The sequence below is a fragment of the Novosphingobium sp. genome (assembly GCF_039595395.1).
Classification (GTDB): Bacteria; Pseudomonadota; Alphaproteobacteria; order Sphingomonadales; family Sphingomonadaceae; genus Novosphingobium.
This window is the reverse complement of the sequence record NZ_JBCNLP010000001.1, coordinates 1,021,580-1,043,145: the sequence shown is the minus strand read 5'-3', so window position 1 is coordinate 1,043,145 and position 21,566 is coordinate 1,021,580. Positions and strand designations below refer to the sequence as shown.

Genomic DNA, 21,566 nt, shown 5'->3' with positions numbered 1-21,566 from the left:
CGCATCGCCAGCCTCCAGGATTTCGCCATCGATCCCGAGGGTGAGCGCATCGCCAAGCTGCTGGCCCGCGCCGGCATCGCCAGCCGCCGCGAGGTGGAGCGCATGATCGTCGACGGGCGCGTGGCGCTGGATGGCGAACTGGTGCTGACGCCCGTCACCATCCTGACCTCGCTGAAGGGTCTGACGGTCGACGGCAAGCCGGTGGATGAGCCCGAAGTGGGCCGCCTCTGGGCCTTCCACAAGCCCGATGGCCTGATCACCGCCGAGCGGGATCCTGCCGGTCGCCCGACCATCTACAATGCGCTGCGCAATGCGCTGCCGCCCGGCACGCCGCGCCTGATGCCGGTGGGCCGCCTCGACATGAACACCGAGGGGCTGCTGCTGCTCACCAATGATGGCGAGCTGAAGCGCGCCATGGAACTGCCGTCGAGCGGCGTGCCGCGCACCTATCGCGCCCGCACCTTCGGCGACATCAGCCAGCCGCAGCTCGAGGAGCTGATGCAGGGCATCGAGATCGACGGTTTCCAGTACGGCCCGATCAACGCCAATATGGAGCGCCGCACCGGCCGCAACCAGTGGATCGAGGTGACGCTGACCGAAGGCAAGAACCGCGAAGTGCGCCGCGTGCTGGAGCATCTGGGGCTGCAGGTCAGCCGCCTGCTGCGCATCGCTTACGGCCCGTTCCTGCTCGGCGATCTGCCGCGCGGCGCGGCTGTGGCGCTGCCGCAGAATGTGGTCGAGCAGTTCCGCAAGGGGCTCAAGGCCTGATGCGGATCGTTGCCGGGCAATGGCGCGGGCGCAAGCTGCTCGCGCCGGAGGGCGATACCACCCGCCCCACCGCCGACCGCACGCGCGAGACGCTGTTTTCTATGCTGACCTCGCGCCTCGGCAGCTTTGAAGGGCTGCGCGTGGCCGATCTGTTTGCCGGCTCGGGCGCGCTGGGGCTGGAGGCTCTGTCGCGCGGGGCGGCGCATGCGATGTTCGCCGAGCAGGATCCGGCGGCGATCCGCGCGATTCGCGGCAACATCGCCAATTTGCACGCGCAGAAGGAATGTGACGTGCGCGTGGGTTCGGTGATGGCGCTGGGCGTGGCCAAGCAGCCCTACGATCTGATCCTGCTCGATCCGCCCTACAAGACCAGCGCGGGCGTCGTCGCCATCGACAAGCTGCGCCGTCTGGGCTGGATGCATGACGGCACCTGGGTCTGCATCGAGACCGAGGCGCGCGAGGCCCCGCGTGTGCGCGGCTTCGAGGTGATGGTCGAGCGCGTGGTGGGCAAGGCTTGCCTTACCCTGATGCGCCCGGAACCGAGTGAGGCCCCGAAGAGCGAAGCTGCTCCCGAGGCTTAAGCCAAAGCTAGCCGGGCGCGCTGGCCGCGCGCCCAGCCGATACCGATCAGCGTGACCACCCCCGCCACGGCGGGCAGCAGGCCGATGAAATTGCCCATATGGCGGTCCACCAGGCTCTGGGCCAGGCCGGGGGTGAAGGCGCCGCCGATGATGCCGCCCGCGTTGAACGCCATCGAAATCCCCGAATAGCGCACCGACACCGGGAACAGCTCGGTCAGCCAGCCGGTGAGCGGGCCATAGGACATGCCCATCACGAACAGCGTCACCGACAGGGTGACGAAGGTCACGGCCAGATGCCCCGAGGACAGGCCCGCCCAGAAAAACAGGCCGATCACCGCGCCCAGCCCGGCGCCCCAGGCCAGCACCTTGCCTTCTGAATAGCGGTCCGACCAGATGGCGGCGGCGATGATCCCGGCGGTCAGGAACAGATTGGCGGCAAGCTGCACCGCCAGAAAATTCTGCCGCCCATAACCCAGAGGCCCCGCCCCCTGCGCCAGCGCAAAGGCGGTGGAGAGGTAGAACAGTGCAAAGCAGGCCACCACGCCCGCGCTGCCCGCCAGCAAGCCGCGCCAGTGATCCTTCAGCAGCACGCCCAGCGGCACGGCGGGGGGCGCCTCATGCTTGAGCGCCTCCTGAAACTCGGGCGTTTCCGCAATCTTCAGGCGCACCCACAGGCCAATCGCCACCAGCAGCGCCGAGAGCAGGAACGGCACGCGCCAGCCCCATGCCTTGAAATCGGCATCGCTCATGGTCAGGCCAAGGATCAGGAACAGGCCATTGGCGCACAGGAACCCGACCGGCGCTCCCAATTGCGGCGCGCAGCCAAAGCGCGCCTTCCAGCCCGGCGGAGCATATTCCACCGCCAGCAAGGCCGCGCCGCCCCACTCGCCGCCAAGGCCGAAGCCCTGACCGAAACGGCAGATACACAGCAGCACCGGCGCCAGCAGCCCGGCCTGTTCATAGGAAGGCAGGAAGGCCACCGCCACCGTCGAGGCCCCCATCAGCATCAGCGAGGCCACCAGCGTCGATTTCCGCCCGATCCTGTCGCCGAAATGGCCGAAAGCGATGGCCCCCACGGGCCGCGCGATAAAGGCGCCGCCGAACACCATAAAGGCCGCGATCTGCTGCACGGAGGGCGCAACCTTGGGAAAGAACATCGGCCCGAAGACCAGCGCCGTCGCCGTGGCGAAGACGTAATAGTCGTAAAATTCCACCGATGTGCCGACAAGGGCAGCAAGCAGAATGCGGGCGTTCTGGCGCAAGGGGTGCGGCTGGGGCTTCAGGGGGGTGTGCATGCGCCTTCGCTCCATCCAAGGCGCGGCTTTGTCAATGCGAAAAGGGCACCGCAAGCGCGATGCCCTTTTCATTTGTTACCGATTGCAGGGCTTATCGACCTCCGGGATTGCGGCAGGAATCATGCACGCGGGCCGAGCAGACCGGATAGGTCTTGTTCATCGCATCAGCCGGAGGAGGGCTGAGCGCGCCGGCATAAGGCCCGGCGTGATAGCCCGGATCGCTGGGCTGGGTGGCCGGAACGGGGTCATTGGCGGCGGCAGGGTCGGCGCTGGCCGCCACCGGTTCGTCGCCGCGCGGATTGGCCTGAACCTGAACAGTGCCCTGCGCGTGAGCGGCACCAGAAAGCGCCGAACCCATCAGCAGCAAAGGCAGGGCTGCATAAGACATGATACGCATCGGGGTTTCTCCATCTCAAATCTGTGCGACTCGATTCCCTTCGGCGGTCCCGAGCCTGTTTTGTCGCACGGCCGCCATGATCCGGCCCTGAATGCACCGTTCATCGGGCGTTATCGGTTGCCAGACTCGCCCCTGTTCCCTAGGCGTTCCCGTGTGACTGATACCATGCCCTCCCCCTACGCCACCGAGCCCGACTGGCTCGCCCGCCTCAATCCGCCCCAGCGTGAGGCGGTGCTGACCACCGAAGGCCCCGTGCTGATGCTGGCGGGCGCGGGCACCGGCAAGACGGCGGCGCTGACGGCGCGTCTGGCCAATCTGGTGGCCTTGAAGCTGGCGTGGCCGAGCGAGATCCTCTGCGTCACCTTCACCAACAAGGCCGCGCGGGAAATGCGCGAGCGCGTGGGCCATCTGATCGGCCCGGCGGTGGAGGGCATGCCCTGGCTGGGCACCTTCCACGCCATCGCGGCGAAAATGTTGCGCCGTCACGCCGAACTGGTGGGGCTGCAGTCCAACTTCACGATTCTGGACACCGACGACCAGCTTCGCCTGCTCAAGCAGCTCATTCAGGCCGAGGGCGTGGATGACAAGCGCTGGCCCGCCAAGCTGCTGGCCGGTTGCATCGATCGCTGGAAGAACAAGGGCCTGGCCCCCGCCGATGTCGACGCCTTCGAGAGCGAGGCCTATGCCAACGGCAAGGGCCAGCATTTCTACCGCCTCTATCAGGCACGACTGCTGGCGCTCAACACCTGCGATTTCGGCGATCTTCTGCTGCATATGCTGACGATCTTCCGCCAGCACCGCGATGTGCTGGAGGAGTATCAGCGCCGTTTCAAATACATCATGGTGGACGAATATCAGGACACCAATTCGGTGCAGTATCTCTGGCTGCGCCTGCTGGCCATGGCGCGCCACAACATCTGCGTGGTGGGTGACGATGACCAGTCGATCTATTCATGGCGCGGCGCGGAAGTGGCCAACATCCTGAAGTTCGAGCAGGATTTCCCCGGCGCCAAGGTCATCAAGCTGGAGCAGAACTATCGCTCCACGCCGCATATTCTGGCCGCCGCCTCGGGCCTGATCCGCGAGAACAGCGAGCGCCTCGGCAAGACGCTGTGGACCGAGGCCACCGGCGGCGACAAATTGCGCGTGATCGGCGTGTGGGACGCGCCCGAGGAAGCACGCCGCGTCGGCGAGGAGATCGAGCGCCTGCAGCGCGAGGGGCTGCCCCTCACCAAGGTGGCCATCCTCGTGCGTGCGCAGTTCCAGACGCGCGAGTTCGAAGACCGCTTTATCTCCATCGGCCTGCCCTATCGCATCGTCGGCGGCTTCCGCTTCTATGAGCGCGCCGAAATCCGCGATGCGCTGGCCTATCTGCGCCTGATCGCCCAGCCCAACGACGATCTCGCCTTCGAGCGCATCTACAACACCCCCAAGCGCGGCCTTGGCGACAAGACGCTGGAGAAGCTGCACCGCTTCGCCCGCGCCGCCAACATCCCCCTCGCCCTCGCCGCGATCCAGATCTGCGACACCGATGAAATCCCCGCCCGCGCGCGCGGCACCATTCTGGCGCTGATGCGCAACTTCGCCCGCTGGCGCGATGAGGAGAAGGTCAACAGCCCGGCCAATCTGGCGCGCATGATGCTCGACGAATCGGGCTACACCGGCGCGCTTCAGGCCGAAAAAAGCGCCGAGGCAGCGGGGCGTCTGGAAAACCTCTCCGAACTGGTGCGCGCCATGGAGGATTACGAAGACCTTGGCGCCTTCCTCGAGCATGTCTCGCTGGTGATGGACAATGACGCCAATGAGGATGCGGAAAAGGTCACCATCATGACCATCCACGCCGCCAAGGGTCTGGAATTCGACCATGTTTTCCTGCCCGGCTGGGAGGAAGGCGTGTTCCCCTCGCAGCGCTCGCTCGACGAAGGCGGGCTGGCATCGCTGGAGGAAGAGCGCCGCCTCGCCTATGTGGCGATCACCCGCGCGCGGCGGCTCTGCACCATCATGCATGCCGCCAACCGCCGGATCTATGGCCAGTGGACGTCATCGATCCCCAGCCGCTTTGTGGCCGAGCTGCCCAAGGATCACATCAACGAAGAATCGAGCCTGTCCGGCGGCGCCAGCATGTGGCGCGCCCAATGGAGCGAGCGCGACGATCCCTTCGCCCACCTCGCCCGCGACAAGCCCGAGCGCAGCCAGAGCCGCGGCCCCGGTTGGCAGCGCGCCGCAACGCAGACCTTCGATGCCACCCCGCGTCGTATTCCCGAGAGCACTCGCAGCGCGGCCAGCTTCGCGGCCAAGCCCCGGCTCGATATCCGCTCGGGTGACCGGGTCACGCATGACAAGTTCGGGGATGGCACCGTCGCCGTGCAGGAGGGCAACCGGCTGGAGATCGATTTCGATACCGTCGGGCGCAAGCGCGTGTTGGACAGTTTTGTGCGGAAAGTCGGTTAAGGGGTAACAGGTGGATGCGAGGGGGTTACCCCCTCGCGCTCCCATAACGTCTTCCGGCAATAGGGCCGTGGCGCCCGATCCTTGAGGCAGGAACTCTAAGTCAGGTCCGTCCCATCGTCTTCCGGCGCGAGGGCAGCTTCACGCCACCCTCGCGCCCAAAATCAATCCAGCGCCGAAATGCCCAGGAACTCCGGAATCGGGCCGTTCCATTCACCCGGCTTGCTCGGCGGCTCGTCATTCTGCCAGCGCGAGCGGCGGTCATCCTGACGACCACGGCTGCGATCATCCCGACGGGCATCCTCACGACGCGGAGCCTCGCGGCGCGGCTCGTCACGATACCGGTCCTGACGCTCCGAACGGCGCGGCGCCTCACGAACGGACTCTTCGGCGCGGATCTCTTCACGCGGCGCTTCAGCCTTGCCACCACGCGGCTTGCGCTCGCGGGTCTTCTTTTCGGCAGCGGGCTTCTCGGCAGAGGGCTTGCTCTCGCGCTTCTCGCGCACCGGCTTGTCCTCTTCGGTCGCGCCGCCCAGATCGACCTTGATCTCGGGGATCGCGCCGCCGGTCAGCTTCTCGACATTCGCGATCGCCTCGGCATCCTCGCTCGAATAGAGCGTGAAGGCCCGGCCCGTCGCCCCGCCGCGACCGGTGCGGCCGATGCGGTGCACATAATCATCCGGATGCCACGGCGTGTCGAAGTTGAAGACGTGCGAAACGCCCTTCACGTCGATGCCACGCGCCGCCACATCGCTGGCGACCAGAATGTTGATCGCGCCCGCCTTGAAACGGTCCAGCTCGGCGATGCGGCTCGACTGGTCCATGTCGCCATGGATTTCGCCTGCCGAAAAGCCGTGGCGCTTCAGGCTCTTGGCCAGTTCGCGCACGGTGGTCTTGCGGTTGGCGAAGATGATCGCGGTGGAGACATTGTCCGTGCGCAGCAGATGACGCAGCACTTCGCGCTTCTGGCGCGAAACGCATTTCACCTTGTGCTGGACGATGTTGATGTTGGTCGAGGCGGGGCGGGCCACCTCGATGTATTTGGGATTGCTCAGGAACTTGTCGGCCAGCTTCTTGATCGGCGGCGGCATGGTCGCGCTGAACAGCAGGGTCTGGCGCTGCGCGGGCAGCTTCGAGCAGATCTCTTCAATGTCGGGGATGAAGCCCATGTCGAGCATGCGGTCGGCTTCGTCGATCACCAGCATGCTGCAACCCGTCAGCAGGATCTTGCCGCGCTGGAACAGGTCCATCAACCGGCCCGGCGTGGCGATCAGCACGTCCACACCGTCCGAAAGGGCCTTCACCTGATCGCCCATCTGCACGCCGCCGATCAGCAGCGCCATCTTCAGATCATGGTTCTTGCCGTATTTCTCGAAATTCTCGGCAACCTGAGCGGCCAGCTCGCGCGTCGGCTCCAGGATCAGGCTGCGCGGCATCAGCGCGCGGCGACGGCCATGCGCGAGAATGTCGATCATCGGCAGCACGAAACCGGCCGTCTTGCCAGTGCCCGTCTGGGCGATGGCGATCAGGTCGCGCATCATCAGCACGGTGGGGATGGCCTGGGCCTGGATCGGCGTGGGCGTGTCATAACCGGAAGCCGCGACCGAGCGCAGCAATTCATCCGACAGGCCGAGATCGGCAAAACTCATGGGTTGGTCATGTTCCGATAGAGAAGGATTGGGACAATCATGCTTGGGATAGCCGCCCCCCGTTGGGCCGTCCCTGCTTCGCCAAAGCCATGCATCAACATGATACGCCCGGCGCGGGTGCCGAGGCCTAATCGCAATGAACCATAAAAGTCAAGAAAATCGCCCGATCAGCGTGCCATTGGGGCGAAATACACCCTAACGCCGCCAGGGCAGAGCGATCAGCGCGCGCAGGCGGGCAATATGGCAACTGGCGCCGCTGCGCGCCTGCAGCCGGTCGCGATCGACGCAGACCTGCCCGTCCGGGCTGCGCTCGACATAAAAGCCGGAGTAGAAATCACGCGCGCGACAGGCCTTTTCCAGCACCGCCGAGATGATGTGCTGATCGCGCATGAACAGCAGCAGGCGGTTGCCCTCCGCGCTCTGCACCCCCAGCACCGCGCCCGAGGCGAAGCATTTGCCCATCGCCTTTTCCTCGAAGCGCTCGGGCCGCTCATCCATCAGATCGTCCATCATGTCGGGCGGCATCACCGGCCCGCCGGGCGCGATGCGGATGGAGAAATGCTGTTCGATACGAACCTGTTCGGGGTTGCTGCCACCAATCGGCCCAAAGCTTCTGCCCCCGACGGGCGGCAGCATGTCAGCCTGTGCCGCTCCCGCCAGCACCAGCCCCGCAAGGGCAAGAAGAGCATAACCGCATTTCATGGTTCAATGGACGACCGTGACCCGAAACAGGCAATGCTGAAACGGGTGATGGTCAAAAGGCCTCACATATGTCCCTGACTGTATGTCGAGCGCTATGGCCTGCAATGTTTGAACCATCGCTTAACCTGCCCCCAAGGATGGTTCAAACCGCGCCATTCCGGTCCGTCGCACTTAACCTCGCCCTCCGACTGTGGCATAGGGGTCGGATGACCGATACCCTGCATTCTTTTTCGCGTTCCCTCGCCGAGGCTAACAGCGAAATCTCCGCTCCGGAAGGGTTTTTAGGGCAGCTTGCCACGCTGCTGGGCGAGGCCGGACTGACCCGCGATCCCGATGCCATGGCCCCCTGGCTGACCGATTGGCGCGGGCGTTACACCGGCCGCGCGCTGGCGCTGGCCTCCCCCCGCCGACACCGCGCAATTGAGCGCGCTGGTCAGGCTGGCGGCCGCCGCCGGCGTGACGATCGTGCCTCAGGGCGGCAACAGCGGCATGGTGGGCGGCGCCACGCCGGATGACAGCGGGCACAGCCTGCTCGTCTCGCTGCGGCGGATGAATGCCATCGGCGTGATCGACAAGGATGCGCTGAAGGTCACCTGCGGCGCGGGCGTGATTCTGCAGACCTTGCATGAAGCCGCCGAGGCGCAGGGCCTGCGCTTTCCCCTCACCCTGGGCGGCAAGGGATCGGCCACGGTCGGCGGTCTGGTCTCGACCAATGCGGGCGGTACGCAAGTGTTGCGCCATGGCAATATGCGCGACCAGGTGCTGGGGCTGGAGGTGGTGCTGGCCGATGGCACGATCTGGTCGGCGCTCACCCCGCTCAAGAAGGACAATCGCGGCTTTGACCTGAAGCAGCTTTTCATCGGCTCCGAAGGCACGCTGGGCATGGTGACGGCGGCGACGCTCGCGCTCTCCCCCGGCATTGCCGAGCGCCGCGTGGTCTGGGCCGGGGTGGAAAGCATCCACGCCGCCCGCGCACTGTTGATCCATTGTCAGCGCCGTCTGGGCGCCTCGCTGGAAGGCTTCGAGGTCGTGCCTCAGGCCAGCCTTGAGGCCGTGCTGGAGCATACCGCCAAGGCCCGCAAGCCGCTGGAGGGCGACCATGCCTGGCATGCGCTGATCGAGATCGTGGCCGATGCCGAAGGCGCCGATTCGCTGGCCGAGCGGGTGGAAAACACTCTGGCCGAGGCCTTTGAAACCGGTCTGGTGCAGGATGCCGCCATCGCCTCCAGCGAAGCCCAGGCCGACGCCTTCTGGCTGATTCGCGAGGAAGTTCCCTTCGCCGAGCGCGCCAAGGGCCCCGCCGTGCAGCATGACATTTCCGTCGCGGTCGAACGCATGCCCGATTTCATCGAGCAGGTCTCGCCGCAGATCGAAGTGAAGTTCCCCGGCACGCATGTCGTGGCTTTCGGTCATCTGGGCGACGGCAACATCCATTACCATGTGCTCGCCGCCCCCGGCACCGCGCCGGGCTGGGACCTGACCGAGGGCAAGACCATCAGCGCCTTCGTCTATGACGAGGTGACCCGCTGGGGCGGCTCGATCAGCGCCGAGCATGGCATCGGCCAGAACAAGATCAAGGAGTTGGCCCATACCGCCGATCCCGCCGCCTTAACCTTGCTGCGCGCGGTGAAAGCGGCCCTCGATCCGCAGGGATTGCTCAATCCGGGTAAACTCGTACCGCCAAACGCCTAGAGCATTTTCAAGTTGACCGTTCACGGTCAACGGCTCGGAAAATGCGGCAAACAAAGACGAGAGCGTTTTCGCAAATAGCGAAAACGCTCTAACCTCTCACCCGCTTGCAAGCATCGGCGCCACCTTCTAAGACCCGCCCTTTAAATGGGGGGCCAAGGCGCCCGCTTTGCTTACGGAGACACCTGACATGGCCAGCGCGCCGCAAAATCCCGGTCTGCCGATCTTCTACAAGGACCTGGTTCCGCTCAACAGCCGCGACCACGCGACCTGGAAGAGCCGCAGCGTCGACAAGGCCGACTGGCTGGTGGGCCAGCACGCCATCCCGCTGACGGTGGAAGAATTTCCGCAGGCCGGTCGCTTCTTCCCGATCGTCTTTTCGTCGGGTGACGATTCGGTGCCTCTGGCGCTGATGGGCCTGAACGAGGGCGTGAACGTCTTCGTCGACGCCGAGGGCACGGTCGCCGAGAACGTCTACATCCCGGCCTATGCGCGCCGCTATCCCTTCATGCTGGCCCGCCTGAACCCGCAGGCCGAAGAGCTGAGCCTGTGCTTCGACCCGACCAGCGGCCTGATCGGTGAGTTCGAGGAAGGCGCCGCCCTGTTCGACGGCGACCAGCCGAGCGAGACCACCACGGGCATGCTCGGCTTCTGCGAGCAGTTCGAGCAGGCCGGCCTGCGCACCGGCGCCTTCGTCAAGGAGCTGGAAAAGCACGGCCTGCTGATCGAGGGCGAAGTCGCCATCCAGCAGGACGGCAGCGAGCAGCCCTTCGTCTATCGCGGCTTCAAGATGGTCGATCAGGCCAAGCTGCAGGAAGTGCGCGGCGACGTGCTGCGCGGCTGGAACCAGTCGGGCCTGCTGCCGCTGGTCTTCGCTCACCTGTTCAGCCTGGACCTGATGCGCGAGATCTTCGGCCGTCAGGTTGCGCTGGGCGTGCTGCCTCAGCCGAATGTGACGCTGCCTGCTTGATCAAGGCAGAAAGGTGACGTGCGAGGGTGTTACACCCTCGCGCTCCCTTTAATGTCTGCGTTGCGCTTCGGGTTCGGCCTTAGGGCCAAGCCGCAGCGTCGCAGGTTTTCGAACGACGAAAAGGCGCCGGGGCTTTTTGCCTGCGGCGCCTTTTTGCTGCGCTGGTGGAGAGTTGGTGCGCGAGGATGCGGCGCCGCTGCCATACAGTCGGGAGACGTTATGGGAGCGCGAGGGGGTAACCCCCTCGCTTTTCCCTTTCCCCCTCAAAACAGCCCGCAAATACCTATTCAGTCCAACTATTGCCGATACACCCCAAGCCCGCATCGCGCCGGGAACGCCTGTCTGCCAAGGCCTTGGCGAACCAGCACGGTACGTCGCAAACCAGTACCGCCATAGTGTAGCCCAACGAATTTACCGGCCCGGCCCCCTTGCATGGTCTGGCTCGGGAGCATATGATGCAATCGTTCTGCCGTGCTTCCCTCATGGCATGGCAGGATTGGTGCACGCCGTGCACCTCCTCCCTGAACCTTGGCCACCTCGTGCCCTCTGGCGCGAGGTGGTTTTTTATCCGGTTCATGATTCGTGAGGAAGATAGCGCTCCCCCAAGGGCTTATTCCGCCGCTTCGGCCCAGTCGGAGGGCCGCATATCGAGCAGCATGCTGCCCATCGCGGCCACATCACCGGCCAGACGCCGCACCATCGTCACCAGCCGCTCGACCACGCCATCGGCGCCCGGCCCCAGATCGACCAGCCGCGAATCGAGATAGGCCGCCCGGTCGATTTCCAGTTGGAACGCATGGATGCCGTCACGCGGAGCAGCATGGCGGTCCAGCACATAGCCCCCGGCATAGGGGCGATTATGCGCCACCAGCCAACCCGATTCGTCCAGCGCGCCAAAGGCCTTGGCCATCAGCGCCGTGCCGCAGCTCGACCCGAAACGGTCGCCCAGCACACAGGTCACCGGCGTGTCCCCCGGCGCGCAGGGCAGCGGCGGCATGGAGTGCAGGTCGATCAGCAGGGCTGTCCCCCAGCGGGCGCGCAACACAGCCAACTGCTCGCTGACGCAGGCATGATAGGGCACATGCAGCCCCGCGATTCGCCGCGCCAGCACGTTGCCCGCCAAGGGCCGCCGCCACAGCTCGCCCAGCCCCGGCACCCGGCGCGGCACCAGCCCCAGCCCGGCCCGCACCCGCTGGCTGGGATAGGATTGCGCCCGCACCGTGCCGCCCGCCTGAAGCGTGGCCGCCAGCGCCTCGGCGCGCTCGGCCTCGGGAATCATGCCCCAGTCGACATCGTCGGGCGCGCGGTTGAGATCGAGCACGGCCCTGGGCGCGCGCGCCACCATCAGCCCGGCGCGAGTCTCCTGCGCCACGCGGGTGGCGATGATGTCGATCAGCCGGTCCTCCAGCCGGAGCGCGGCCCTGTCCCCTTCCCGCAACGCGGCCAGCAGCGCGGGCGTATAGGCCCGGCCGCCATGCGGCGCGCAGATCAGCACCGGCATCTGGCTCGGGTCGGGCATGGTCAGCACAAAGGGCGGCCCCGCGCAGCCGGGCACGTCAGGCACATCAAAACCGCTCGAATCGCCGGAGGCTGGGGAGATTTCGCGCATGACATTTATGTGGCATGCGCAAGGCGCGCCTGTCAAAAATCCAGCCATTCGACAGACATATTTCCGTCATGCGTTTTCCGGCAGCCGATCCGGGCCGGTTGCGACGAACATCCCCCGATCTGCGGCGCGCAGCCTTTCTTGCCCTCACAAGGAAGAGCATGATGGGAGAAATTCTTTACTCCCACCGCTGTATGGTGGTGAGCGAAACGCACAAAAGGCGCCCGAGACCCATGATCCGTATTCTGCTTGCCGAAGATGAACCCGCCATGCGCACCTATCTGGCCCGTGCTCTGGAAAATGCGGGCTATGAGGTGGTGGCTGTGGATCGCGGCACCGCCGCCCTGCCCTGGCTCCAGGGCGAGCGATTCGACCTGCTGCTCTCCGACATCGTGATGCCCGAGATGGACGGCATCGAACTGGCCCAGCGCTGCGCCGAGATCAGCCCGCACACCAAGGTGATGTTCATCACCGGCTTTGCCGCCGTCACGCTCAAGGCCAGTCGCGAGGCCCCGCAGGCCCGCGTGCTGTCCAAACCCTTTCACCTGCGCGATCTGGTGATGGAGGTGCAGCGCGTCTTCGGTCAGCCCACCCAGGCAAGCATCTGAGACCGATATTTGAGTTTTTTCCAAAATTTTTCACATTGAGGCTTGCGCGAAAAAAAAGCCGCGTCTAAAGGCCAGCCCCTGCCCGGCGCGGTTCTTCAAACAACCGCAAACGGCAGGGACGAATGAGTGTGGGCGTATAGCTCAGTGGTAGAGCACTGTGTTGACATCGCAGGGGTCGGAAGTTCAATCCTTCCTACGCCCACCATTCGAAAAGCCCGCCAATCCAATGGATTGCGCGGGCTTTTTCGTATCTGCGCGCAGCGCCCCTTCCCGAGCCGCAGCTTCACGCAGCACGCCAGGCCGCACAAGCGCGCATCGTGTCGCGCAGATCGGCCCCATCCTTTTACCCGACAACACGAGGGGCTCACGCGCTCAACCGTTTGGCGCGCCATGCCTGATAAATGCTCTCTATTCTCATTAGCATCTATCGACCAAAGCCTAGGCGCTTCCCGCTGTTTCCATGCCTTGCGAAGCGCCGCGCGTCTGCTAAAGGCCGATGCTATTCTTCATCGCACATCCGTTCAGAGCGCGCCGCGCATCCCCATCCGGCGTCGCCCAATCCGCCATAACCCAATCCATAAGGGAAAGTGAGAGAACATGGCCAAGATCAAGGTTGCCAACCCCGTCGTCGAGATCGATGGCGATGAAATGACGAAGATCATCTGGCAGTGGATCCGCGAGCGTCTGATCCTGCCCTATCTCGACATCGATCTGAAGTATTTCGACCTCTCGGTCGAAAAGCGCGACGAGACGAACGACCAGATCACCATCGATTCGGCCAACGCCATCAAGCAGTATGGCGTGGGCGTGAAGTGCGCCACCATCACCCCCGATGAGGCCCGCGTCGAGGAATTCAACCTCAAGGAAATGTGGAAGTCGCCCAACGGCACCATCCGCAACATCCTGGGCGGCGTGGTCTTCCGCGAACCCATCGTGATCAGCAACGTGCCCCGTCTGGTCCCCGGCTGGACCGACCCCATCGTGGTCGGCCGTCACGCTTTCGGTGACCAGTACCGCGCGACCGACTTCAAGGTGCCCGGCCCCGGCAAGCTGCGCCTCGTCTGGGAAGGCGACAATGGCGAAGTGATCGACCGCGAGGTCTTCAAGTTCCCCGACGCCGGCGTGGCCATGGCCATGTACAACCTCGACGAATCGATCCGCGACTTCGCGCGCGCCTCGTTCAACTATGGCCTGGCGCTGGGCTGGCCGGTGTACCTCTCCACCAAGAACACCATCCTGAAGGCCTATGACGGCCGCTTCAAGGATCTGTTCGCTGAGGTCTTCGAGACCGAAGGCTTCAAGGAGAAGTTCGAAACCGCCAAGATCTGGTACGAGCACCGTCTGATCGACGACATGGTCGCCTCGGCCCTGAAGTGGTCGGGCAAGTTCGTCTGGGCCTGCAAGAACTACGACGGCGACGTGCAGTCGGACATCGTGGCGCAGGGCTTCGGCTCGCTGGGCCTGATGACCTCGGTGCTGATGAGCCCCGATGGCAAGACCGTGGAGGCCGAGGCCGCCCATGGCACCGTGACCCGCCACTATCGCCAGCACCAGCAGGGCAAGGCGACCTCGACCAACCCGATCGCCTCGATCTTCGCCTGGACGCGCGGCCTGATCTATCGCGGCAAGTTCGACAACACGCCCGACGTGGTGAAGTTCGCCGAGACGCTGGAAGCCGTCTGCATCAAGACCGTCGAAAGCGGCAAGATGACCAAGGATCTGGCGCTGCTGATCGGCCCCGATCAGAACTGGATGACCACCGAGCAGTTCTTCGAGGAAATCGTGAAGAACCTCGAATCCGAAATGGCCGCCTGGGCGTAAGCCTTCGCGCCATCGGTGAAACAAGAAAGGGGCTCGGGAAACCGGGCCCCTTTTTTTTATAACAGAAGATGCGAGGGGGTTACCCCCTCGCGCTCCCGGAACGTCTTCCGACGCCGGGGCAATGGCACCCGGTCGTTGCGCCCGAACGATCCACCTGCGGCGCGGCGACCTTGCGCCCAGGCCGAACCCGAAGCGCCCACGCAGACATTCATGGGAGCGCGAGGGTGTAACACCCTCGCATTTCCCCTTTTCCTGCCTGAAACCATTCCGGACACGGTTTGTCACACAGTGAGCCCCCTCACGCCGTGACATCCCCCTCCCCATGCCATACCCTGCCCGGCATGACTGATGCGAATGTGTTCTCCCCTTCTTCTCCTCTTGGCGATGCGTTGGTGATTCTGGGCGCGGCGGGGATCGTTATCCCGCTGTTTGCCCGTTTCCGTGTCACGCCGGTGATTGGCTTTATTCTGGTGGGCCTGCTGGTCGGCCCTTATGGGCTGGGCCGTCAGGTGTTTGATTATCCGTGGCTGGCCTATGTCACCATCACCGATCCTGATTCGCTCAAGCCCTTCGCCGAATTTGGCATCATCCTGCTGCTGTTCAACGTCGGGCTGGAGCTGAGCTTCGACCGCTTATGGGCCATGCGACGGCAGGTTTTCGGCCTCGGCGCGCTGGAGCTGACCGGGTCTGCCGCGATCATCGGCTTCGCATTGGCCTTTGTGGGTGAGAGCAGCGCGGGCGCGCTGGGCCTCGGCCTTGCCCTCGCCATGAGCTCCACCGCGCTGGTGCTGCCCATCGCGGGCACGGTGACGCCGGTGGGCCGCGCGGCGCTGTCGATGCTGCTGTTCGAGGATCTGGCGCTGGTCCCCACGATCTTCCTGCTGGGTGCGCTGGCCCCGCACAATGGCGGAGGCTGGGGCACCCTGCTCCACACGCTGGGCCTTGGCGTGGCGCTGGTGACGGTGCTGCTGGTGGGCGGGCGCTATCTGCTGCCCCCGCTGTTCGCTCAGGCGGCGCGTACCAAGAGCCCCGAGCTGTTTCTGGCCACCAGCCTGATCGTGGTCATCACTGCGGCTCTGGCGACCGCCAGCGTGGGCCTGTCGCCCATCGTCGGCGCGCTGATCGCCGGCCTGCTGATCGGCGAAACACCCTATCACGGCGAGGTCGAAGGCATGACCGCGCCCTTCAAGGGGCTTGCTCTGGGCGTCTTCCTGATCACCATCGGCATGAGCATCGACCTGTCCATGGTCGCGCGCCACTGGCCGATGATCGTGGGCGCCACCATCGGCGTGGTGGTGGTGAAGGCGGTGGTCACCGGCACGATGCTGCGGGTGATGGGCGCGCGCGCGGGCATGGCGGCGGAAACCGGCATCCTGATGTCGAGCCCTTCGGAATCGACGCTGATCGTGCTGACGGCGGCGAGCGGCGCGGCGCTGATCCAGCCGAGCACCGCGCAATTCTGGCAGATCGTCACCGCTCTGGGGCTGACCATCACGCCCGGTCTGGCCTGGGCCGGACGGCGTCTGGCCCGCAAGGTCGATGCCGGGGGCGCCGTGCTGCCGCCCGAAGCAGGAGACAGCGATGAGCCCCGCGCCATCATCATCGGTTTCGGTCGCGTCGGGCGGCTGGTGGCCGATATGCTGCGCCATCACGGCAAGCCCTATATCGCGGTCGACTCCAATCCCGACCTGATCAACAGCGCGCTGCGGGCGGGCTATCACGCCACCTTCGGCGATGCGGCGAGTGGCCATACGCTGGAGCGGCTGGGGCTGGCGCAGGCCCGCACGGTGATCCTGACCATGGACGAGCCGGTGATCGCGCAAAGGCTGGTGCGCAAGATGCGCGCGGCCTACCCCGACCTGCCGCTGATCGCCCGCGCGCGTGACGCCACCCATGCCGCCGCTTTGTACAAGGCAGGCGCCAGCCTGGCCGTGCCAGAGACGCTGGAATCCTCGCTGCAGCTTTCCGAGGCGGTGCTGGTCGATCTGGGCGTGCCGATGGGCTTCGTCATCGCCTCGATCCACGAAAAGCGCGACGAATTCCGCGAGCAGATCATGGCCGAGGGCGGCCTCACCGAAAAGCCAAGCCTGAAAAGCGCCACTCTGCGCGAGAAAGGCGCCGCGGTCTAAGCGTTCAATAGATGTCGTGCGCGGCGGTCAGCAGCCGCAGGATGTTGGGGCGGTGGACATAGCGGCGACGCAACGCCGCCTCATCGGCATCGAGGCGGTCGCAACGCAGCTTGGCCGAGGCGCGTTCGATCTGGCGAGCGCGCGCCTTGTCGTAAGGCTCCTCGCCGCCCCAATGGTTGCACATCTCCCAGCGGTCCACCACCGCGCGCACATCGGCGGGAGCGGCTTTGCGCGCCGTGGCGATCTGAGCGTCACTCATCGCGGCCAGGGCCATCCATGCCAGCAGGATCATATTGCTTTTCCCTGGTTCTTGCGCTTTTTGTCACGCCTGTGTGGTCAATTTTGCGGCGTTGCGGTTCTTCCATCGCATGCGCCACAACCAACCCATAGCGCGCGCTTGCGGGTGAAGCAGAGCATCCTCTTTCAGCAAGGGCAGCGACTGACCATTCTTCCATAAAGACAGCTTCAGACACCGCCCGGCCCAAGTCAAACGCAGCAATGTCCCGGCAGGATCATCCCGCTCCCCGGCATCGCGGTAGATCAGTTCAAAGCCATGCCCATGGCGCGACCGTCACGCTGGAAGATGCACAGTCCATAGCCGAGAAGGTCGCCCGCCTCCTCAACATACCGCAGATTGCCGAAAACGCCCTTTGGCCAAGGTGCAAGCTTTGCCGGGGCAGGCAATGGCGCGGATCACAAAACCTGGGAGCAAGCGCGATTCGCCACGAGGGGCGAGAGCGAAACCAGCACCGCCGCCACGATGGGAACAGCGCGCAGGCCATATGCACCTCTCTTCCCGTGGCATTTCGGGTCATCACCACGCTCATCCATAACGGAAGAGGCCGCCACAGCTTTCGCCATGGCGGCCTCATCGGATAGCAACGCAATCAACGCCGGAGCTGTCGCAGGGTTCAGCCCGCGATCACGGCCTTGGCCGCGGCGATAGCCGCCGCGCCCTTCTCGCCATCCGGGCCGCCGCCCTGGGCCATATCCGGACGACCACCGCCGCCCTTGCCGCCTAGCGCCTCGACGCCCGCACGTACCAGATCGACCGCGCTGACCTTGCCGGTCAGATCCTCGGTCACGGCAGCGGCGATGCTCGCCTTGCCCTCATTGACCGCGACGATCACAGCGACGCCGCTGCCCAAACGCTGCTTGGCCTGATCGAGCAGCCCGCGCAGTTCCTTGGGATCAAGTCCTTCGAGCACCTGCCCGGAGAACTTTACCCCGCCGACATCCTCGTCCGCAGCCTGAGCCGCACCCGAACCGCCGCCCAGCGCCAGAGCCTTCTTGGCCTCGGCCAGCTCACGCTCCAGCTTACGGCGCTCATCGAGCAAAGCCACGACACGCGCCTCGACCTCGTCGGGCGTGGTGCGCAGCGCGGCAGCCGCCCCCTTCAACTGATCCTCGCGATGCACCAGCCACTGGCGAGCGCCCTCACCGGTCAGCGCCTCGATACGACGCACGCCCGAGGACACAGCACTTTCGCCCACAATGCGCAGCACGCCGATATCGCCCAGCGCACGGACATGAGTTCCGCCGCAAAGCTCGACCGAATAATTGCGACCACCGCTGAGCGCCCCCATCGAGAGCACGCGCACCTCCTCGCCGTACTTCTCGCCGAACAGCGCCATGGCGCCCTTGGCCTTGGCGATGGCATCCTCCGGGCTCATCAGGCGAGTCGTGACCGCCTCATTGCCACGGATTTCAGCATTCACCTCGGCCTCGATGGCGGTGATGTCTTCGGGCGTCAGCGCCGTGGGCTGCGAGAAGTCGAAACGCAGGCGCTCCGGCTGTCCACCAGCGAGCCCTTCTGCTGTACGTGGTCGCCCAGTACCTGGCGCAGCGCGGCATGCAGCAGGTGGGTCGCGGAGTGGTTGAGCGCGGTGGCCTCGCATCCCGGCGCGCCACATCGATGGCCAGCGCCACGGCGTCGCCCACCTTCACCGTGCCGCTCTCCACCGTGCCGCTATGCGCATGCAAACGACCCAGCGGCTTGGAGGTGTCCGCAATGATAATCTTCAGACCATCGGCGCCGGTGATCGTACCGGCACTGTCGCCGACCTGGCCGCCCGACTCGGCGTAGAACGGCGTCTGGTTGGTCAGGATGGTGACAGTGTCACCCGCCCTGGCGCTCGACGGCCTGGCCATCCTTCAGGATGGCGGCGATCTGCGCCTCGCCGGTCGTGCTGGTGTAGCCGGTGAATTCGGTCGCGCCGATGCGTTCGGCAATGTCGAACCACACTTCGCCCGCTGCCGCCTCGCCGCTGCCCTTCCAGGCCGCGCGTGCAGCAGCCTTCTGCTGGGCCATGGCGGAATCAAAGCCGTCCTTGTCGACCGCGATGCCACGCGAACGCAGCGCATCCTCGGTCAGGTCGACCGGGAAGCCATAGGTGTCGTACAGCTTGAACGCGACGTTTCGCCGGGCAGCGTGCCGCCTTCGACCAGATTTTCAGTGGCTTCTGTTCGAGGATCTTCAGGCCTTGCTCCAGGGTCTTGGCGAACTGTTCTTCCTCGCGCTTCAGCACGTCCTGGATCAGCGGCTGAGCGCGGCCTCAGCTCGGGATAGGCATCGCCCATCTCGGCGACCAGCGCGGGCACCAGACGGTGGATGAACGGCTGCTTGGCGCCCAGCTTGTTGGCATGGCGCATCGCGCGGCGCATGATGCGGCGCAGCACGTAGCCGCGACCTTCGTTGGACGGCAGCACGCCGTCGGCGATCAGGAAGCTGGAGGAGCGCAGATGGTCGGCGATCACCTTCAGCGATGGCTGGTCGTCGTTGGTCGCCTTGAGCCTTGACGCCCGTCAGCGACTCGCTGGCAGCGATCAGCGCCTGGAACAGGTCGATCTCGTAGTTGGCATGCACGCCCTGCAGGACCGCGGCGATGCGCTCCAGGCCCATGCCGGTGTCGATGCTGGGGCGCGGCAGCGCGATGCGCGACGCCATCGGCCTGGCGGCTCGAACTGCATGAAGACGAGGTTCCAGATCTCGATGAAGCGGTCGCCGTCCTCTTCCGGCGAACCGGGCGGGCCGCCCCAGATATCCGGCCCATGGTCGAAGAAGATCTCGGTGCAGGGGCCGCAGGGACCGGTGTCGCCCATCGCCCAGAAGTTGTCGGACGCATAGGGCGCGCCCTTGTTGTCGCCGATGCGGATGATACGGTCGTCCGACAGGCCTGCGATCTTCTTCCAGATGTCGTAGGCCTCGTCGTCGGTGGCGTAGACGGTGACCCAGAGCTTGTCCTTGGGCAGGCCCCATTCCTTGGTCAGCAGGGTCCAGGCATGGGTGATCGCCTGCTCCTTGAAATAGTCGCCGAAGGAGAAGTTGCCCAGCATTTCGAAGAAGGTGTGGTGCCGCGCGGTGTAGCCGACGTTGTCCAGGTCGTTGTGCTTGCCGCCGGCGCGCACGCACTTCTGGCTGGTGGTGGCACGCGGGATGGCGCGCGTTTCCAGCCCCGTGAAGACGTTCTTGAACTGGACCATGCCCGCGTTGGTGAACATCAGGGTCGGGTCGTTATACGGCACCAGCGGCGCGGAGGGCACCACATCGTGGCCCTGCGAACCGAAGTATTCGAGAAACGAGCGGCGAATGTCGTTGGTCGAGATCATGGCCAGCGCGATAAGACACGACGCGCCGCCAAACAAGCGCCAAAGCCGTATCTTTTCCCAAAGCCGATCAGTCTGACCGGCAAAATCACCTTAAAGGCACCCAAAGAGAAAGGGGAGCATCGCCAGATGCTCCCCTCTTGATCTCTCAACCCTCGTCTTCGGCGTCGGGCCCGGCCATCATGCCATCGGACAACCCTTCCGTCTGGCCGCGGATCGCGGCCTCCAGCTTGTCGGCCATTTCGGGGTGTTCGCGCAGGAAGGTCTTGGAGTTTTCACGTCCCTGCCCGATGCGCACCGAATCATAGCTGAACCAGGCGCCCGACTTCTCGACCAGGCCCGCCTTCACGCCCAGATCGATGATCTCGCCGATCTTGGAGATGCCCTCGCCATACATGATGTCGAACTCGACCTGCTTGAAGGGCGGCGCCACCTTGTTCTTGACGACCTTCACGCGGGTCTCGTTGCCGACGACCTCGTCGCCCTCCTTGATCGCGCCGATGCGGCGGATGTCCAGACGCACCGAGGCGTAGAACTTCAGCGCGTTGCCGCCCGTGGTGGTTTCCGGGTTGCCGAACATCACGCCGATCTTCATGCGGATCTGGTTGATGAAGATCACCATGCAGTGCGAACGGCTTGATCGTGCCGGTCAGCTTGCGCAGCGCCTGGCTCATCAGGCGGGCCTGCAGGCCCGGCAGCTGAATCGCCCATCTCGCCTTCGATTTCGGCCCGGGGCACCAGCGCCGCGACCGAGTCGACGACGAGCACGTCGATCGCGCCCGAGCGCACCAGCGTGTCGGCGATTTCCAGCGCCTGCTCGCCGGTGTCCGGCTGCGAGACCAGCAGGTCGTCGCACGTTGACGCCCAGCTTGCCGGCATAGACCGGGTCCAGCGCGTGCTCGGCGTCGACGAAGGCCGCCGGTGCCGCCCATCTTCTGCGCCTCGGCGATGACCTGCAGCGTCAGCGTGGTCTTGCCCGAGGATTCCGGGCCGTAGATTTCGATGATGCGGCCGCGCGGCAGGCCGCCGACGCCCAGCGCGATGTCCAGGCCCAGCGAGCCCGTGGAGATCGCCTCCACCTGCATCGTCGTCTTCGAGCCCAGCTTCATCGCCGAGCCCTTGCCGAACGCACGGTCAATCTGCGCGAGCGCTGCTTCCAGCGCCTTTTGACGATCCATGTCTTTGTCTTTGCCTTCCTGAATCAGTTTCAGCTGAGCCGCCATGTTCGCCTCCATGCGATAAGAGCTTGACCGTGTACGTCAACACAGGCGCACTTGTATCGCATTTGTTCTTATCG

General features: G+C 65.0%; 13 protein-coding genes, 1 tRNA gene and 3 pseudogenes. 9 read left to right on the top strand and 8 right to left on the bottom strand.

Translation table 11 applies throughout. The features are described from left to right. Nucleotides 1-3 precede the first annotated feature (3 nt). The gene (locus tag ABDW49_RS04930) at nucleotides 4-768 is read left to right on the top strand and encodes a pseudouridine synthase (RefSeq protein WP_068091891.1); all 765 of its coding nucleotides are present in this window, start codon (nucleotides 4-6) and stop codon (nucleotides 766-768) included. Next, the gene (gene rsmD / locus ABDW49_RS04925; protein WP_343610146.1) at nucleotides 768-1,349 is read left to right on the top strand and encodes a 16S rRNA (guanine(966)-N(2))-methyltransferase RsmD; all 582 of its coding nucleotides are present in this window, start codon (nucleotides 768-770) and stop codon (nucleotides 1,347-1,349) included. The genes ABDW49_RS04930 and rsmD overlap by 1 nt, the downstream gene beginning before the upstream one ends. Here rsmD and ABDW49_RS04920 read toward each other — a convergent pair. Beyond that, nucleotides 1,346-2,644: an MFS transporter gene (locus ABDW49_RS04920; protein ID WP_343610144.1), complete on the bottom strand. Its 1,299-nt coding sequence runs from the start codon at nucleotides 2,642-2,644 to the stop codon at nucleotides 1,346-1,348. The two genes, rsmD and ABDW49_RS04920, sit on opposite strands and share 4 nt — an antisense overlap. A gap of 91 nt (nucleotides 2,645-2,735) precedes the next feature. After that, nucleotides 2,736-3,041, bottom strand: coding sequence for a hypothetical protein (locus ABDW49_RS04915; protein ID WP_343610142.1), 306 nt, complete (start codon nucleotides 3,039-3,041; stop codon nucleotides 2,736-2,738). A 165-nt stretch (nucleotides 3,042-3,206) separates the two neighbouring features. Between ABDW49_RS04915 and ABDW49_RS04910 the strand changes: the two genes are divergently transcribed. Continuing rightward, entirely contained in the window at nucleotides 3,207-5,492 is a 2,286-nt protein-coding gene (locus ABDW49_RS04910) for a UvrD-helicase domain-containing protein (RefSeq protein ID WP_343614154.1), read from the top strand. A 161-nt stretch (nucleotides 5,493-5,653) separates the two neighbouring features. On the opposite strand, the gene ABDW49_RS04905 is transcribed toward ABDW49_RS04910, so the two are convergent. Then, nucleotides 5,654-7,138 (bottom strand): DEAD/DEAH box helicase, encoded by a 1,485-nt coding sequence (locus tag ABDW49_RS04905; protein ID WP_343610140.1) that lies wholly within the window; start codon nucleotides 7,136-7,138, stop codon nucleotides 5,654-5,656. 195 nt (nucleotides 7,139-7,333) lie between these two features. Beyond that, nucleotides 7,334-7,840 (bottom strand): hypothetical protein, encoded by a 507-nt coding sequence (locus ABDW49_RS04900; RefSeq protein WP_343610138.1) that lies wholly within the window; start codon nucleotides 7,838-7,840, stop codon nucleotides 7,334-7,336. A 206-nt stretch (nucleotides 7,841-8,046) separates the two neighbouring features. On the opposite strand from ABDW49_RS04900, the pseudogene ABDW49_RS04895 reads away from it, so the two are divergent. Both ABDW49_RS04895 and ABDW49_RS04890 read left to right on the top strand, forming a co-directional pair. After that, nucleotides 8,047-9,532, top strand: a pseudogene (locus ABDW49_RS04895) (FAD-binding oxidoreductase). Nucleotides 9,533-9,719: 187 nt separating this feature from the next. Beyond that, a complete protein-coding gene (locus tag ABDW49_RS04890; protein WP_343610136.1) occupies nucleotides 9,720-10,499 on the top strand; it encodes a SapC family protein in 780 nt (259 codons plus the stop codon). Between the two features lie 610 nt (nucleotides 10,500-11,109). Here ABDW49_RS04890 and ABDW49_RS04885 read toward each other — a convergent pair. Then, nucleotides 11,110-12,108 carry an N-formylglutamate amidohydrolase gene (locus tag ABDW49_RS04885; protein ID WP_343610134.1) on the bottom strand — a complete coding sequence of 333 codons (999 nt, stop codon included), beginning with the start codon at nucleotides 12,106-12,108 and terminating at the stop codon, nucleotides 11,110-11,112. 230 nt (nucleotides 12,109-12,338) lie between these two features. Between ABDW49_RS04885 and ABDW49_RS04880 the strand changes: the two genes are divergently transcribed. The 4 genes from ABDW49_RS04880 to ABDW49_RS04865 all read left to right on the top strand — a co-directional run bounded on the left by ABDW49_RS04880 (nucleotide 12,339) and on the right by ABDW49_RS04865 (nucleotide 16,663). Then, complete coding sequence (locus ABDW49_RS04880) at nucleotides 12,339-12,713, top strand: response regulator (protein ID WP_343610132.1); 375 nt, start codon at nucleotides 12,339-12,341, stop codon at nucleotides 12,711-12,713. Nucleotides 12,714-12,843: 130 nt separating this feature from the next. Next, nucleotides 12,844-12,918, top strand: a tRNA-Val gene (locus tag ABDW49_RS04875). Nucleotides 12,919-13,310: 392 nt separating this feature from the next. Beyond that, complete coding sequence (locus ABDW49_RS04870) at nucleotides 13,311-14,534, top strand: NADP-dependent isocitrate dehydrogenase (RefSeq protein ID WP_343610130.1); 1,224 nt, start codon at nucleotides 13,311-13,313, stop codon at nucleotides 14,532-14,534. Nucleotides 14,535-14,875: 341 nt separating this feature from the next. Beyond that, a complete protein-coding gene (locus ABDW49_RS04865) occupies nucleotides 14,876-16,663 on the top strand; it encodes a cation:proton antiporter (protein ID WP_343610128.1) in 1,788 nt (595 codons plus the stop codon). Between the two features lie 4 nt (nucleotides 16,664-16,667). Here the strand turns inward: ABDW49_RS04865 and ABDW49_RS04860 are convergent, their stop codons facing one another. From ABDW49_RS04860 to recA, 3 genes and pseudogenes are all read right to left on the bottom strand, one after another. Next, the gene (locus ABDW49_RS04860) at nucleotides 16,668-16,955 is read right to left on the bottom strand and encodes a hypothetical protein (protein WP_343610126.1); all 288 of its coding nucleotides are present in this window, start codon (nucleotides 16,953-16,955) and stop codon (nucleotides 16,668-16,670) included. Between the two features lie 619 nt (nucleotides 16,956-17,574). Then, nucleotides 17,575-20,272, bottom strand: a pseudogene (gene alaS / locus ABDW49_RS04855) (alanine--tRNA ligase). A 145-nt stretch (nucleotides 20,273-20,417) separates the two neighbouring features. Then, nucleotides 20,418-21,492, bottom strand: a pseudogene (gene recA, locus ABDW49_RS04850) (recombinase RecA). Nucleotides 21,493-21,566 lie beyond the last annotated feature (74 nt).